At 66.7% G+C, this 14,021-nt stretch carries 12 protein-coding genes; 6 read left to right on the top strand and 6 right to left on the bottom strand.

Annotated features, from left to right (window positions below; genetic code table 11):
• Window positions 1–35: 35 nt before the first annotated feature.
• From KB879_RS21880 to KB879_RS21870, 3 genes are all read left to right on the top strand, one after another.
• Complete coding sequence (locus tag KB879_RS21880; protein ID WP_211979759.1) at window positions 36–2,498, top strand: penicillin acylase family protein; 2,463 nt, start codon at window positions 36–38, stop codon at window positions 2,496–2,498.
• A 121-nt stretch (window positions 2,499–2,619) separates the two neighbouring features.
• Entirely contained in the window at window positions 2,620–3,327 is a 708-nt protein-coding gene (locus KB879_RS21875) for a glutamine amidotransferase (RefSeq protein ID WP_153955948.1), read from the top strand.
• On the top strand, window positions 3,324–4,043 hold the full coding sequence (locus KB879_RS21870; protein ID WP_211979758.1) for an MOSC domain-containing protein: 720 nt from the start codon (window positions 3,324–3,326) through the stop codon (window positions 4,041–4,043). The genes KB879_RS21875 and KB879_RS21870 overlap by 4 nt, the downstream gene beginning before the upstream one ends.
• Window positions 4,044–4,054: 11 nt before the next feature.
• Here the strand turns inward: KB879_RS21870 and KB879_RS21865 are convergent, their stop codons facing one another.
• Window positions 4,055–4,306 carry a DUF1289 domain-containing protein gene (locus KB879_RS21865; protein ID WP_013956863.1) on the bottom strand — a complete coding sequence of 84 codons (252 nt, stop codon included), beginning with the start codon at window positions 4,304–4,306 and terminating at the stop codon, window positions 4,055–4,057.
• 211 nt (window positions 4,307–4,517) lie between these two features.
• Here KB879_RS21865 and KB879_RS21860 point away from each other — a divergent pair, with 211 nt between their 5' ends.
• From KB879_RS21860 to KB879_RS21850, 3 genes are all read left to right on the top strand, one after another.
• Window positions 4,518–4,988 carry a PaaI family thioesterase gene (locus KB879_RS21860; protein WP_013956862.1) on the top strand — a complete coding sequence of 157 codons (471 nt, stop codon included), beginning with the start codon at window positions 4,518–4,520 and terminating at the stop codon, window positions 4,986–4,988.
• Between the two features lie 225 nt (window positions 4,989–5,213).
• Window positions 5,214–5,492: a hypothetical protein gene (locus KB879_RS21855; protein WP_153955946.1), complete on the top strand. Its 279-nt coding sequence runs from the start codon at window positions 5,214–5,216 to the stop codon at window positions 5,490–5,492.
• 28 nt (window positions 5,493–5,520) lie between these two features.
• Entirely contained in the window at window positions 5,521–5,997 is a 477-nt protein-coding gene (locus KB879_RS21850; RefSeq protein WP_371827421.1) for a helix-turn-helix transcriptional regulator, read from the top strand.
• A 28-nt stretch (window positions 5,998–6,025) separates the two neighbouring features.
• Here the strand turns inward: KB879_RS21850 and KB879_RS21845 are convergent, their stop codons facing one another.
• From KB879_RS21845 to prpC, 5 genes are all read right to left on the bottom strand, one after another.
• Entirely contained in the window at window positions 6,026–7,150 is a 1,125-nt protein-coding gene (locus KB879_RS21845) for an asparaginase (protein ID WP_013956859.1), read from the bottom strand.
• A gap of 226 nt (window positions 7,151–7,376) precedes the next feature.
• Window positions 7,377–8,831, bottom strand: coding sequence for a bifunctional 2-methylcitrate dehydratase/aconitate hydratase (locus tag KB879_RS21840; protein WP_153955944.1), 1,455 nt, complete (start codon window positions 8,829–8,831; stop codon window positions 7,377–7,379).
• 26 nt (window positions 8,832–8,857) lie between these two features.
• A complete protein-coding gene (gene prpF / locus KB879_RS21835; protein WP_013956857.1) occupies window positions 8,858–10,048 on the bottom strand; it encodes a 2-methylaconitate cis-trans isomerase PrpF in 1,191 nt (396 codons plus the stop codon).
• A 60-nt stretch (window positions 10,049–10,108) separates the two neighbouring features.
• Complete coding sequence (acnD, locus tag KB879_RS21830) at window positions 10,109–12,721, bottom strand: Fe/S-dependent 2-methylisocitrate dehydratase AcnD (protein WP_153955943.1); 2,613 nt, start codon at window positions 12,719–12,721, stop codon at window positions 10,109–10,111.
• 122 nt (window positions 12,722–12,843) lie between these two features.
• Window positions 12,844–14,001, bottom strand: coding sequence for a 2-methylcitrate synthase (gene prpC, locus KB879_RS21825; RefSeq protein ID WP_013956855.1), 1,158 nt, complete (start codon window positions 13,999–14,001; stop codon window positions 12,844–12,846).
• Window positions 14,002–14,021: the final 20 nt, after the last annotated feature.

The following is a 14,021-nucleotide window of genomic DNA, read 5'->3' as shown; positions in this document are numbered from 1 at the left end:
AAAACATAACGACAAAAGTCATTGGGGGAGCAACGATGCGCTGGTTTGGTCGGCTGGCCAGGTTTGTGGTGGGGCTGCTGGTGCTGGCGGTGGCCGGCGCCGTCGGGGCCCTGGTCTGGTATCGCCATGCGGCGCAGCCGCCGGCTTCCGGCCAGGAAGCGCTGGCGGGTTTGCGCGGCCAGGTCGCGGTCGTGCGCGACGGCCATGGCGTGCCGCATATCCGCGCCGCCAGCAAGGCGGACGCCTGGTTTGCGCTGGGCTACGTCCATGCCCAGGACCGGCTGTGGCAGATGCAGATGAACAAGCGCGTCGTGGCAGGCCGGCTCGCGGAGATCCTGGGGCCGTCCGCGCTCGATACCGACAAGTTCCTGCGAACGCTGGGCGTGCGGCGCAATGCCGAGGCCATCCTGGCGCAGGCCTCGCCCGAGACCCGTGCCGCGTTGCAGGCCTATGCCGACGGCGTCAATGCCTGGATCGACCATCGCAAGGGCCCGCTGCCGCCTGAATTCCTGCTGCTGCGCGCGCAGCCCGAGCGCTGGGAGCCGGCCGATACGCTGGGCTGGCAGACCATGATGGCCTGGGACCTGGGCGGCAACTGGACCCAGGAAACCCTGCGCATGCGGCTGGCGCAAGTGCTGCCGGTGGCCCGCATCAGCGAGTTGCTGGCGCCGTATCCGGGCGAGCAGCCGGTGCGCACCATGGATTACGGCCACCTTTACAAGCAACTGGCACCGCTGGCGAATGCCATGGCCAGCGTCGGCGACAAGGCGCCGCCGGGTTATGTCGAGGGCATGGGCTCGAACAACTGGGTGGTGTCGGGCGCGCATACGCAATCGGGCAAGCCGATGCTGGCCAATGACCCGCACCTGGGGCTGCAGGCGCCCGCGCTGTGGTACTTCGCCAGGATGACGGCGCCCGGCCTGGACGTGACCGGCGCCACGCTGCCCGGCATGCCGCTGGTGGTGCTGGGACACAACGACCGCATCGCCTGGGGGCTGACCAATACCGCGCCCGACGTGCAGGACCTGTATATCGAACGGTTGCGCCCCGGCAACGACACGCAGTACCAGACCCCGGACGGCTGGGCTGCATTCGAGACCCGCACCGAGACCATCCGCGTCAAGGGCGCCCCGGACGTGGTGCTGAAGGTCCGCGCCACGCGCCACGGCCCGGTGATTTCCGATGTGGCCGAGCCGCTTTCGGCTGCCGCAGGACCGCTGGGCGCACAGTATGTGGTGGCCTTCCAGTGGACCGCGCTGCGCCCGGACGACCGCACCTTCCAGGCCGGACTACGCATGAACGAAGCGCGCGACTGGGCCGGCTTCACCGCGGCGCTGCGCGACTTCCATTCGCCGCAGCAGAACATTGTCTATGCCGATGTCGACGGCAATATCGGCTTCTATGCGCCCGGACGCGTGCCGCTGCGCCGTGCCGACAACGACCTCAAGGGGCTGGCTCCGGCGCCCGGCTGGGATGCGCGCTACGACTGGACCGGCTTTATTCCGTTCGAGGCACTGCCGCACCGCTACAACCCGGCCGACGGCGTGATCGTGACGGCCAACCAGCGCATCGTTGCGCCGGACTACCCGTACTTCATCACCAGCGAATGGACCGTGCCGTATCGCTTTGACCGGATCCAGTCGCTGCTGGCGGCCACGCCCAGGCACAGCTTCGACAGCTTTGCGGCGATCCAGAAAGACGTAGTCTCGCTGGCCGTGCGCGATGCCTTGCCGCTGCTGCTGGCCGCGCCCGTCGGCCGGGACGCAGCGCGGCCCGAGCGCGAACGCGCCTTGCTGGAAGCGCTGCGCAAGTGGGACGGCACCATGGACCCGGCGCGCGCCGAGCCGCTGGTGGTCACCGCTTGGCTGCGCGAGCTGTCGCGGCGGCTGTTCGAGGAGAAAGCGGGCGAGGCGATTTTTGTCCGCCTGTGGGAGCAGCGTAACGTCCAGCAGCCCATGCTCAACATCCTGCGCGATCCGCGCACACTGGGCGCGTTCTGGTGCGACCGGCAGCATACGCGCCCGGCCGAGACCTGCGACGACGCCATCGCAGACGCCTGGACCCAGGCCATGGCGGACCTGTCGCGCCGCTACGGCGACGACGCCGCCCGCTGGCGCTGGGGCGAGGCGCACACGGCCCGCTCCGAGCACAAGCCCTTCGGCAAGATCGCGCACCTGTCGCCGCTGTTCAACCTGCGCGTGCCGACCGGCGGCGATACCTATACGGTCAATGTCGGCCGGCATAACCTGCGCGACGACAAGGCGCCGTTCGAGAACACCCACGCGGCCAGCGTGCGTGCGCTCTATGACCTGGCGAACCTGGAGGCGTCGCGGTTCATGGACTCCACCGGGCAGTCAGGCAACGCGCTGTTGCCGCGCTACCGCGACTGGACCGGAAAATGGGCGGCGGTCGAGTACGTGACCATCCCGCCCGTGCCATCGCTGCCGCAGCAGGCTGCGCCGGATACGCTGATCCTGGTGCCGGCTGGGAAAAAATAGCGCAGGGCATGACATGTCGTGCTGAGAATGCTCGCAAATAGGCGAGATCCTGCCATGGTCTTCGCGGGGCGCAGCAATTGACGCTACCATGGGGACCCCTTTCGACTGGCAGGAGTCCCGGATGGCAACGCGTACCACTCATGTGATCCAGCACGTCGCATTTGAACATGCGGGCGTGATCGGCAATGCCTTGCGCGCGCGCGGGCACACGTTGCAGGTGTTTCAGGCCGGTGTCGATGACCTGGCACCCATCGCGGATAATCCCGCCGACCTGCTGCTGATCCTCGGCGGCCCCATCGGTGTCTATGAAACCGATGCCTATCCCTGGCTGGAGGCCGAGATCGCCCTGATCCGCCAACGCCTGGCGGCTGGCGGCAAGATGATCGGGGTTTGCCTGGGCGCGCAGCTGATCGCGCGTGCTGCCGGCGCGCGGGTCTACGCGGGCACGCGCGAGATCGGCTGGGCGCCGATTTTGCCCACGCCGGCGGGACAGGATTCCGCGCTGGCCGAACTGGCCAGCGCCCACTGGGAGGTGCTGCACTGGCATGGCGATACCTTCGACCTGCCTCCCGGCGCGCAACTGCTGGCGTCCACCGCCGCGGTACAGAACCAGGCCTATGCCATCGGCAACCAGGTGCTGGCGCTGCAATTCCACCCCGAGGTCATGCCGCGCGATATCGAGGCCTGGCTGATCGGCCATACCGTCGAGCTGGCCAAGGCCGGCGTCGATCCGCGCACCATCCGCGCGCGTACTGCCGAAGTCGGCGCCACCGTGGCGGCCGCGGGCGAGCGCATGTTCGCGCGCTGGCTGGAGGAAGCCGGGCTATGAGCCAGCCGGCATCGCCCGTGCGCGCGGTGATCGGCGCTGTGCTGATGGGACAGGTGCGCCCGTTCGGGCCCAAGGGCGTGCCCAGCGGCATCGCCAAGACCGCGGCATTCGATCGGATTCGCGTGACTGCGCTTGGACTTGAAGGCGATGGGCAGGGCGATCCGCGCCATCACGGTGGCCCGGAAAAGGCACTGCACCACTACGCCTTCGATCATTACCCGGCGTGGCGTGAGGAACTGGCTGCGCAGGGTGCGCAAGGCAACGGTGTGCTTGACGTTGCGGGCGCCTTCGGCGAGAACCTGAGCACCACCGGGCTGACCGAGGCCGCCGTCTGCATCGGCGACCGCTTCCGTCTGGGCACGGCGCTGGTGGAGGTATCGCAGGCGCGCCAGCCATGCTGGAAGCTCAATCATCGATTCGGCTATGCAGGCATGTCGCGCGCCGTGCAGCAAAGCCTGCGCACCGGCTGGTACTACCGTGTACTGGAGACTGGCGACGTGGCGGCGGGGGATACGCTGGAACTGGTGGCGCGCCCCTGTCCGCGATGGTCGCTGCAGCGCCTGCTGCAGGTGCTGTATGTCGACCGGCTGGACTATGCCGCGCTCGCGGAAATGTCAGAGCTGGCACCGCTGGCCGAGAACTGGCGCAAGCTTGCCCGGCAGCGCGTGGAACGGCGCGAAATCGAAGATATGGAGCGGCGGCTGGCGGGCGGCTGAATGCCGCAGCCTCAGCCCTGGCGGAACCGCTTCCCCGTGCCCTCGCGGGTAATGCGCTCCCAGACCACCTGCTTTTCCTCTTCGCTGAAGAACACCCAGTTGCTGACCTCGGCCGCGGTGCGGCCGCAGCCCTGGCAGATATCGTCGAACAGCGTCGAGCAGATGCCGATGCAGGGGCTGTCCGGGCGCTCGGACAGCGTGGAATCCGTGGTGCCGTGATCCGGTTCAGAGCGGAGCGGGGCGGATTCTGAGGGCGACGGCATGATGGCGGGAGGGATTGGGGTGAAACGGGGGGATATTATACGGGGTCGGAAGGGGGCGGCTCTCTGGGGTCGCTACTGCGCCCGCAATGTCCCGTCGTCTATGTGGTGAGAGCTGCCAACGGCTGGCATGCATGGACGGACAACTACGTCTTACGTAATTGAGCGAGTTCCTCTCACTCGCTACGCTCCACCCTGAACCAGGAGCCCAGCCATGTCCCAAGCCCTTGCCAGCTTCCCTCGCCAATGTGATCGCCAAGCCTCCGTTGCCCCCCGCATGCGTGCCATGATCGACAACGTCCTGATAGGCTCCCCGGTGGCGCGCGCCCTCGGCGTGCGGCTGGCCAGCCTGGCGCCCGATCATGTCGAGCTGGAAATGCCGTTCCTGCCGACCAACGTGACCCACGGCAGCATCGTCCATGGCGGCGTCATTGCCACGCTGATCGATATCGCCGGCGCCGCGGCGGCAGCTTCTGGCGCCAGTGCCGACGACGTGAAGGGCGGGGCGACCAGTTCGCTGTCTATCCAGTACCTGGCCCCGGCACAGGGAGCGGCGCTGCGCGCGGTGGCGATGGTGGTGCGGCGTGGGCGCCGGCAGGTGGTCACGGACGTGTCGGTCTATGCGCAAGCCCCGGACGAGGGCGTTCTGGTGGCCAAGGCATTGATGAGCAGCGCCATGTTCTGATTCCGGAGTGGATGCATCGGAGGTCCGTTTTTTTCAGTCCATAAAACGCAATTAACCGCCGTATTTTCACCTTCACACCCAAGCGCGCCAGTACGCTGGCGCGAACTGCTTCCAATGCAAAGGGGCAGCTTCCTGGAGGAAAGCGATGCAGCATGGGCCTGAAACGGCGGCGCCATCTCGGCTTATGAGCCGTACTGGAACTACATCGCGCTGGGCTTTGCGCTGGTGTTCGAAAGCATCAGCTTCAGCATTGCGCTGCGCGCGTTCCTGCAGGAAAAGCGTGATGTGCCGTTCTGGCGGGCAGTGCGCAATAGCAAGGATCCGACCACGGTGACCGTGCTGGCCGAGGACGCCACGGCGCTGGCCGGCCTGGTGATCGCCGCACTGGGGGTGTATGTGAGCCATCGGCTCAATATGCCGGTGTTGGATGGGGCGCCATCACTGCTGATCGGGCTGCTGCTGGCGGGCGTGGCCACGCTGCTGATCCTGCCTGCTGGTGGGTGAGGGAATCGACAAGGAGATGGCGGTGGCGATGCGCCAGATCGTGCTGGACGACCCCGCGGTCCAGTCAGCCGGGCTGTCCGACCCGCGCCTGGCACGTGCGCTGGTGGCGCTGCACGAGGCGCCGGGCGAGCCGTGGGACCTGCCGCGCATGGCGGTGCGCGCAGGCATGTCGCGCAGCGCCTTTGCCGCGAGCTTCCGGCGCACTGTGGGGCAGCCGCCGGCCGACTACCTGACCGACTGGCGCCTGACGCTGGCGCAGGCGCAACTGCGGCTGGGCCGCCCGGTTAAATCCGTGGCGCTGGAGCTGGGCTATGCCAATGCGTCGGCGCTGTCGCGCGCGTTTACGGCACGGATGGGCCAATCGCCAAGGCAATGGCTGGAACGGGAAGAAGGGGAAAACGCAGGGGAGGAGGCCGGGAAACTGGTGCCAGCCGATGCAGCCGCCGGTTTGCTTCCCTCTCCCGCGTGCGGGAGAGGGGCGGGGGGAGAGGGCAGGAGCGTCTAGCGGCGATACCGCTTGCTCCACGACCCCATCAGTACTTCCAGAAGACCTGCTGCAGTGCCTTGGAGTCGTTAGTCTGCGTCAGCGCCAGCGCCATCAGGATGCGTGCCTTCTGCGGCAGCTGGTCGTCGGTGACGATCCAGTCGTACTTGTCGTCCGGCTGCTCGGCATTGCGCACCACCACGCCGCTGCCGGTGCGCGAGGCGCGCACGATCTGCACGCCCTTGGCGCGCGCGGCCTTGAGCGACTCGACCATGTAGTCGCCGACGCTGCCGTTGCCGGTGGCGGCATAGATGATGGCCTTGGCACCGCTCTTCACCGCGGCGTCGACCGCGGCCGGATTGGCGTTGCCGTAGGCGTACAGCACTGCCACTTCAGGCAGCTTGTCGATCTTGTCGATGTCCCACTGCGTCTGCTGCGTGTGCGGACGCGCCGGCAGGCGATAGAACAGCGTGCGGCCTTCGACCACGTAGCCCAGCGGGCCGAACGGCGAGCGGAAGGTCTCGGTCTTGAAGGTGTTGCTCTTGGTGACGTCGCGGCCGGTGTGGATCTCGTCGTTCAGCACGGCCAGCGTGCCCTTGCCCTTGGAGGCAGGGTTGGACGCGACCAGCACGGCGTCGTACAGGTTGAGCGCGCCATCGGCGCCCAGCGCGGTGCCCGGGCGCATCGAGCCCACCACCACCACCGGCTTGTCGCTCTTGAGCGTCAGGTTCAGGAAGTAAGCGGTTTCCTCGATGGTATCGGTGCCGTGCGTAATGACGATGCCGTCCACGTCCGGCTGCTTGAGCAGTTCCGATACGCGCTTGGCCAGCTTCAGCAGGCGTTCGTTATTGAAGCTCTCCGAACCGATCTGGAAAATCTGCTCACCCTTGACGTTGGCCACCTTGGAGATCTCGGGCACCGAGGCGATGATCTTGTCGACCGGCACCACGGCGGACTGGTAGGCCGCGGTGTTGGTCGCCGATGCGCCGGCGCCGGCAATGGTGCCGCCCGTGCCGATGATGACGATATTGGCCTTGCGGGCTTCGGCCTGGGCCGTGGCGGGTGCGACGCCTGGTTGTGCGGCGGGTGCGAGCTGCGCGTGGGCAGTGCCGGTGATCAGGCTCGCCGACAGCAGGGCGGCGGCCAGCGTGGTGACGCGGGCGAAGTGTTTCATGTTTCTCCTCGGTATTTATACGAACGTGTGGCCCGTACTGGAATCGGCACGACATACCTTATGGGTGGAATGGTGCCGTCCGTGTTCAGTCGGTGGCTGCCTGAACGGGGCCTGTGGTGCAGGGCCCGTTCAGGCAGCGGCAGTGACTATACGTGAGGAGAATTTGGCGCGGGAGGGGCGCTGCAAGGGTTATGCCGATTCGGCATGAAAATGCCTGGGCGATAACTCAAATCGCATACATATCGAGGTACTCATTGACCGGGATGGCCTCCAGCCGCGCCTGGTCCAGCGACGCGGCCAGGATGGCCTGCTGCTGTTTCGGCGGGAAGCGGCGGGCGAGGTTGGTGCGGAATTTTTCCACCAGCAGCGGGACGCCCTCGGCGCGGCGGCGCTTGTGGCCGAGCGGGTATTCGACCAGCACCTCGTCCAGCACGGTGCCGTCTGCCAGCGTCACGGTCAGCGCGTTGGCGATCGAGCGCTTGCCGGGGTCGTGGTAGTCGCGCGTCAGTGCGGGGTCTTCCACGCAGGTGATCTTGCCGCGCAGCGCGTCTATGCGCGGGTCGGCTGCAACCTTGTCTTCGTAGTCGGCGGCGGTCAGGCGGCCGAACAGCAGCGGCACGGCCACCATGTACTGGATGCAGTGGTCGCGATCTGCCGGATTGCTGAGCGGACCCTGCTTGTCGATGATGCGCAGGCAGGCCTCGTGGGTGCGGATGGTGATGGCGGCGATATCCGCCGCGCTGCGCCCCGCGAGCGCCAGCGCACCGTGCAGCTGCATCGCTGCCTCCACCGCGGTCTGCGCGTGGAATTCAGCCGGGTACGAGATCTTGAACAGGATGTTCTCCATCACATACGACCCGTACGGCCGCTGGAAGCGGAACGGCTGCCCCTTGAACAGCACGTCGTAGAAGCCCCAGGTCTTTGCCGTCAACGCCGACGGATAGCCCATCTCGCCGGTGCGGGCGATCAGCGCCAGCCGCACTGCGCGGCTGGTGGCGTCGCCGGCGGCCCAGCTCTTACGGCTGCCGGTGTTGGGGGCGTGGCGGTAGGTGCGCAGGCTCTGGCCGTCGACCCAGGCCAGCGACACGGCATTGAGGATCTCGTCGCGCGTGAGGCCGAGCATCTGCGCGACCACGGCGGTGGAAGCCACCTTGACCAGCACCACGTGATCCAGCCCGACCTGGTTGAACGAATTCTCCAGCGCGATGCAGCCCTGGATTTCGTGCGCCTTGATCATCGCCGCCAGTACCGTCTTCATCGTCAGCGGCTTGCGCCCGGCGGCGATGTGGTTGCGCGAGATCCAGTCAGCGGTGGCCAGGATGCCGCCGAGATTGTCCGACGGATGACCCCATTCGGCCGCGAGCCAGGTGTCGTTGAAGTCCAGCCAGCGGATCATCGTCCCGATACTGAACGCGGCCTGGACCGGATCGAGCTGGAACTGGGTGCCCGGCACGCGCGCGCCGTTGGGCACGATCGTGCCCGGAACGATGGGACCCAGCAGCTTGGTGCAGGCCGGGTAGGAAAGGGCTTCGAGCCCGCAACCGAGCGTGTCGATCAGGCAGTTGCGGGCGGTGTCGTAGGCGAGGCCGCTTTTGATCTCGTACCGGGTGACATAGTCGACGATGTCGACCAGCACCTGGTCCGGATCGGGGCGTTGCGCGGACGGTGTGTCGGTGGACATGAACGGCCTCGCGGGTGCGGCTCAGCTCAGAACGCGTCGCCGGGAACGCGCACCCAGCCTTCCATCAGCACGCGCGCGCTGCGGCTCATGATGGCCTTTTTGACCGCCCATTCGCCATCGACCTGCTGCGCCTCGGCGCCCACGCGCAGCGTGCCGGACGGATGCCCGAAACGCACCGCGTTGCGCTCGCCGCCGCCGGCGGCCAGGTTGACCAGCGTGCCGGGGATGGCCGCGGCGGTGCCAATCGCCACCGCTGCCGTGCCCATCATGGCGTGGTGCAGCTTGCCCATCGACAGCGCGCGCACCAGCAGGTCCACATCGGCCGCGGCCACCTTCTTGCCGCTGGAGGCGACGTAGTCGACCGGCTTGGCGACAAAGGCCACCTTGGGCGTGTGCTGGCGCTTGGCGGCCTCGTCCACGTTCTTGATCAGGCCCATGCGCAGCGCGCCATAGGCACGGATGGTCTCGAACATCGCCAGCGCCTTGGTGTCGCTGTTGATGGCGTCCTGCAGCTCGGTGCCGGTGTAGCCGATGCTCTCGGCGTTGACGAAGATGGTCGGGATGCCGGCGTTGATCATGGTGGCCTTGAGCGTGCCCACGCCCGGCACTTCGAGGTCGTCGACCACGTTGCCGGTGGGGAACATCGCGCCGCCGGCGCCTTCTTCCTCGGCGGCCGGGTCCATGAACTCAAGCTGCACTTCGGCGGCCGGGAAGGTCACGCCATCCAGCTCGAAATCGCCGGTTTCCTGCACTTCGCCGTTGGTGACGGGCACATGGCCGATGATGGTCTTGCCGATATTGGCCTGCCAGATGCGCACCACGGCCACGCCGTTGCGCGGGATGCGGCTGGCATCGACCAGGCCGGCGCTGATGGCAAAGGGACCGACCGCTGCCGACAGGTTGCCGCAGTTGCCGCTCCAGTCGACAAAGGGCTGGTCGATCGAGACCTGGCCGAACAGGTAGTCGACATCGTGGTCGGGCCGGCTGCTCTTGGACACGATCACCGTCTTGCTGGTGCTGGACGTGGCCGCGCCCATGCCGTCGATCTGCTTGCCATAGGGGTCGGGACTGCCGATCACGCGCATCAGCAGCGCGTCGCGCGCCGGGCCGGGCACTTGTGCCGTTTCCGGCAAATCCTGCAGGCGGAAGAACACGCCTTTGCTGGTGCCGCCACGGATATAGGTGGCGGGAATCTTGATCTGGGGTACGTGAGCCATGGAAATCATTGTCCTGGTTGGCCCGGGCGGCATCTATGCCGCCCGGGCCCATGTCACAGCTTATGCAGCCGAACGGGTCGACTCAAGGAAGTCCTGCGCGAAGCGCTGCAGCACGCCGCCGGCTTCGTAGATCGACACTTCCTCGTCGCTGTCGAGGCGACAGGTCACCGGCACCTCGACGCGCTCGCCGTTCTTGCGGTTCACCACCAGCGTCAACGTGGCGCGCGGCTGGCGCTCGCCGATCACGTCATAGGTCTCGGTGCCGTCCAGGCCCAGCGTCAGGCGGTTCACGCCCGGCTTGAACTCCAGCGGCAGCACGCCCATGCCGATCAGGTTGGTGCGGTGGATGCGCTCGAAGCCCTCGGCGACGATGACCTCGACGCCAGCCAGGCGCACGCCCTTGGCGGCCCAGTCGCGCGACGAGCCCTGGCCATAGTCCGCGCCGGCGATGATGATCAGCGGCTGCTTACGGTCCATGTAGGTCTCGATGGCCTCCCACATGCGCACGACCTTGCCTTCCGGCTCGATGCGCGCCAGCGAACCCTTCTTGACCTGGCCGTCGACCACGGCCATTTCATTGATCAGGGTCGGGTTGGCAAAGGTGGCGCGCTGCGCGGTCAGGTGGTCGCCGCGGTGGGTCGCGTACGAGTTGAAGTCCTCTTCCGGCAGGCCCATCTTGGCCAGGTATTCACCCGCGGCGCTGTTAAGCATGATGGCGTTGGACGGCGACAGGTGGTCGGTGGTGATGTTGTCGCCCAGCACCGCCAGCGGACGCAGCGCCTTGAGCGTACGCTCGCCGGCCAGCGCGCCTTCCCAGTAGGGCGGACGGCGGATATAGGTGCTCTGCGGGCGCCAGTCGTACAGCGGGCTGACGGACTCGCCGCTGGCCGCGGTGATGGCGAACATCGGCTCGTAGACCTTGCGGAACTGCTCGGGCTTGACGCTCTTTGCCACGATCGCGTCGATCTCTTCGTCGCTCGGCCAGATGTCCTTCAGGTACACCGGCTTGCCGGCCTGGTCCGTGCCCAGCACGTCCTTTTCGATATCGAAGCGGATGGTGCCAGCGATGGCATAGGCCACCACCAGCGGCGGCGAGGCAAGGAAGGCCTGCTTGGCGTACGGGTGGATGCGGCCGTCGAAATTGCGGTTGCCGGACAGCACTGCCGTGGCGTACAGGTCGCGGTCGATGATTTCCTGCTGGATCTTGGGATCCAAGGCGCCCGACATGCCGTTGCACGTGGTGCAGGCAAAGGCGACGATGCCGAAGCCGAGCTTCTCCAGGTCCGGCAGCAGGTTCGCTTCTTCCAGGTACAGTTCGACCGCCTTGGAGCCGGGCGCCAGCGACGACTTGACCCACGGCTTGCGCGCCAGGCCGCGCGCATTGGCGTTGCGCGCCAGCAGCGCGGCGGCAATCACATTACGCGGGTTGCTGGTGTTGGTGCAGCTGGTGATGGCGGCGATGATCACGGCGCCGTCCGGCATCAGGCCTTCGGCTTCCTGCGCGCGGGCCTTGTCCAGGTCGACGGCGATGCCGCGCTCGGCCAGCGCGGAGGTCGGCAGGCGCTTGTGCGGGTTGGACGGGCCGGCCATATTGCGCACCACGCTCGACAGGTCGAACTTCAGCACGCGCTCGTACTCGGCGTTCTTCAGCGAATCCGCCCACAGGCCGGCAGTCTTGGCGTACGTTTCGACCAGCTTGAGCTGCTCGTCGGTGCGGCCGGTCAGGCGCAGGTAGTCAATGGTCTGCTCGTCGATGAAGAACATCGCGGCAGTGGCGCCATATTCCGGGGCCATGTTGGAAATAGTCGCACGGTCGCCGAGCGTCAGGCTAGAGGCGCCTTCGCCACGGAACTCCAGATAGGCGCCGACAACTTTTTCCTTGCGCAGGAATTCAGTCAGGGCCAGCACGATGTCGGTGGCGGTAATGCCGGGCTGGCGCTTGCCGGTCAGCTCCACGCCGACGATATCGGGCAGGCGCATCCACGAGGCGCGGCCGAGCATCACGTTCTCGGCTTCCAGGCCGCCCACGCCGATGGCGATCACGCCCAGCGCATCCACGTGCGGGGTGTGGCTGTCGGTGCCGACGCAGGTATCGGGGTAGGCCACGCCACTATCAGCGTGGATCACCGGCGACATCTTCTCCAGGTTGATCTGGTGCATGATGCCGTTGCCCGGCGGGATCACATCGACGTTCTTGAACGCCTGCTTGGTCCAGTCGATGAAATGGAAGCGGTCTTCGTTGCGGCGGTCTTCGATGGCGCGGTTCTTGGCGAAGGCATCGGGATCGAAGCCGCCGCACTCCACCGCCAGCGAGTGATCGACGATCAGTTGCACCGGCACCACCGGGTTGACCTTGGCGGGGTCGCCGCCCTGGTCGGCAATGGCGTCGCGCAGGCCGGCCAGGTCCACCAGCGCGGTCTGGCCCAGGATGTCATGGCACACCACGCGCGCCGGGAACCACGGGAAATCGAGGTCGCGCTTGCGCCCGATCAGCTGCTTCAGCGAATCCGTCAGCGTGGCGGGATCGCAGCGGCGCACCAGGTTTTCTGCCAGCACGCGCGACGTGTACGGCAGCTTGTCGTAGGCACCCGGCTGGATTGCCTCGACCGCGGCGCGCGCGTCAAAGTAATCCAGCTTGGTGCCCGGTAGCGGTTTGCGGTTTGCAGAATTCATGGTGTAGGGAAATCAATATAGGTATGAAAAAGGGGTAGTGGTCCCATGTCAGCGACCAACTACCCCCTTGCCCGCAGGCCCGGATCAATGCAACCCGACGCGGAGCAAACCGGCAGCCGGTCTTACTTGCGATCCTTCAGCGGCACGAACTTCAGGTTCTCCGGGCCGGTGTAGTTGGCACTCGGGCGGATGATCTTGTTGTCGATACGCTGCTCGATGATGTGCGCGGCCCAGCCCGAGGTGCGCGCGATCACAAACAGCGGCGTGAACATCGCCGTCGGCACGCCCATCATGTGGTAGCTCACCGCGCTGAACCAGTCCAGGTTCGGGAACATCTTCTTGATGTCTCCCATCACCGTTTCCAGGCGCTCGGCGATGTCGAACATCTTCATCGAGCCGGCGTCCTTCGACAGCCTCTTCGCCACGTCCTTGATCACCTGGTTGCGCGGGTCGCTGATGGTGTACACCGGGTGGCCGAAGCCGATCACGACTTCCTTGTTCTCGACGCGGCGGGTGATGTCGGCCTGGGCCTCATCCGGGTTGTCGTAGCGCTTCTGGATCTCGAACGCGACCTCGTTGGCGCCGCCGTGCTTGGGGCCGCGCAGCGCGCCGATGGCGCCGCTGATCGACGAATACATGTCCGAACCCGTGCCGGCGATCACGCGGGCGGCGAAGGTCGAGGCGTTGAACTCGTGCTCGGCGTACAGGTTCAGCGAGGTGTTCATGGCGCGCTCCCACAGTGCCGACGGCTTCTCGCCGTGCAGCAGGTGCAGGAAATGGCCGCCGATGGAGTCATCGTCGGTTTCCACCTCGATACGGCGGCCGTTGTGGCTGTAGTGATACCAGTACAGCAGCATCGAGCCCAGGCTGGCCATCAGGCGGTCGGCGATGTCGCGCGCGCCCGGGGTGTTGTGGTCTTCCTTCTCCGGCAGCACGGTGCCCAGCACCGACACGCCGGTGCGCATCACGTCCATCGGGTGGGCGCTGGCGGGCACCCATTCGAGCGCGGCCTTCACATTGGCGGGCAGGCCGCGCAGGCTCTTGAGCTTGGCCTTGTAGGCGGCCAGTTCGGATTTGGTCGGCAGCTTGCCGTGCACCAGCAGGTGGGCGATCTCCTCGAACTCGCAGGTCTCGGCGATGTCGAGGATGTCGTAGCCGCGGTAGTGCAGGTCGTTGCCGGTGCGGCCGACGGTGCACAGCGCGGTATTGCCGGCGGTCACGCCCGACAGGGCGACGGATTTCTTGGGCTTGGGAGTGACGAGCGGTTGCGCTTCGGACATCTGGGTCTCCTTTGTGTGAT

This window comes from Cupriavidus sp. KK10 (assembly GCF_018223725.1).
Taxonomy (GTDB): domain Bacteria; phylum Pseudomonadota; class Gammaproteobacteria; order Burkholderiales; family Burkholderiaceae; genus Cupriavidus; species Cupriavidus necator.
Note: the sequence above shows the minus strand (reverse complement) of the source record. Positions and strands in the feature narration are given on the sequence as shown.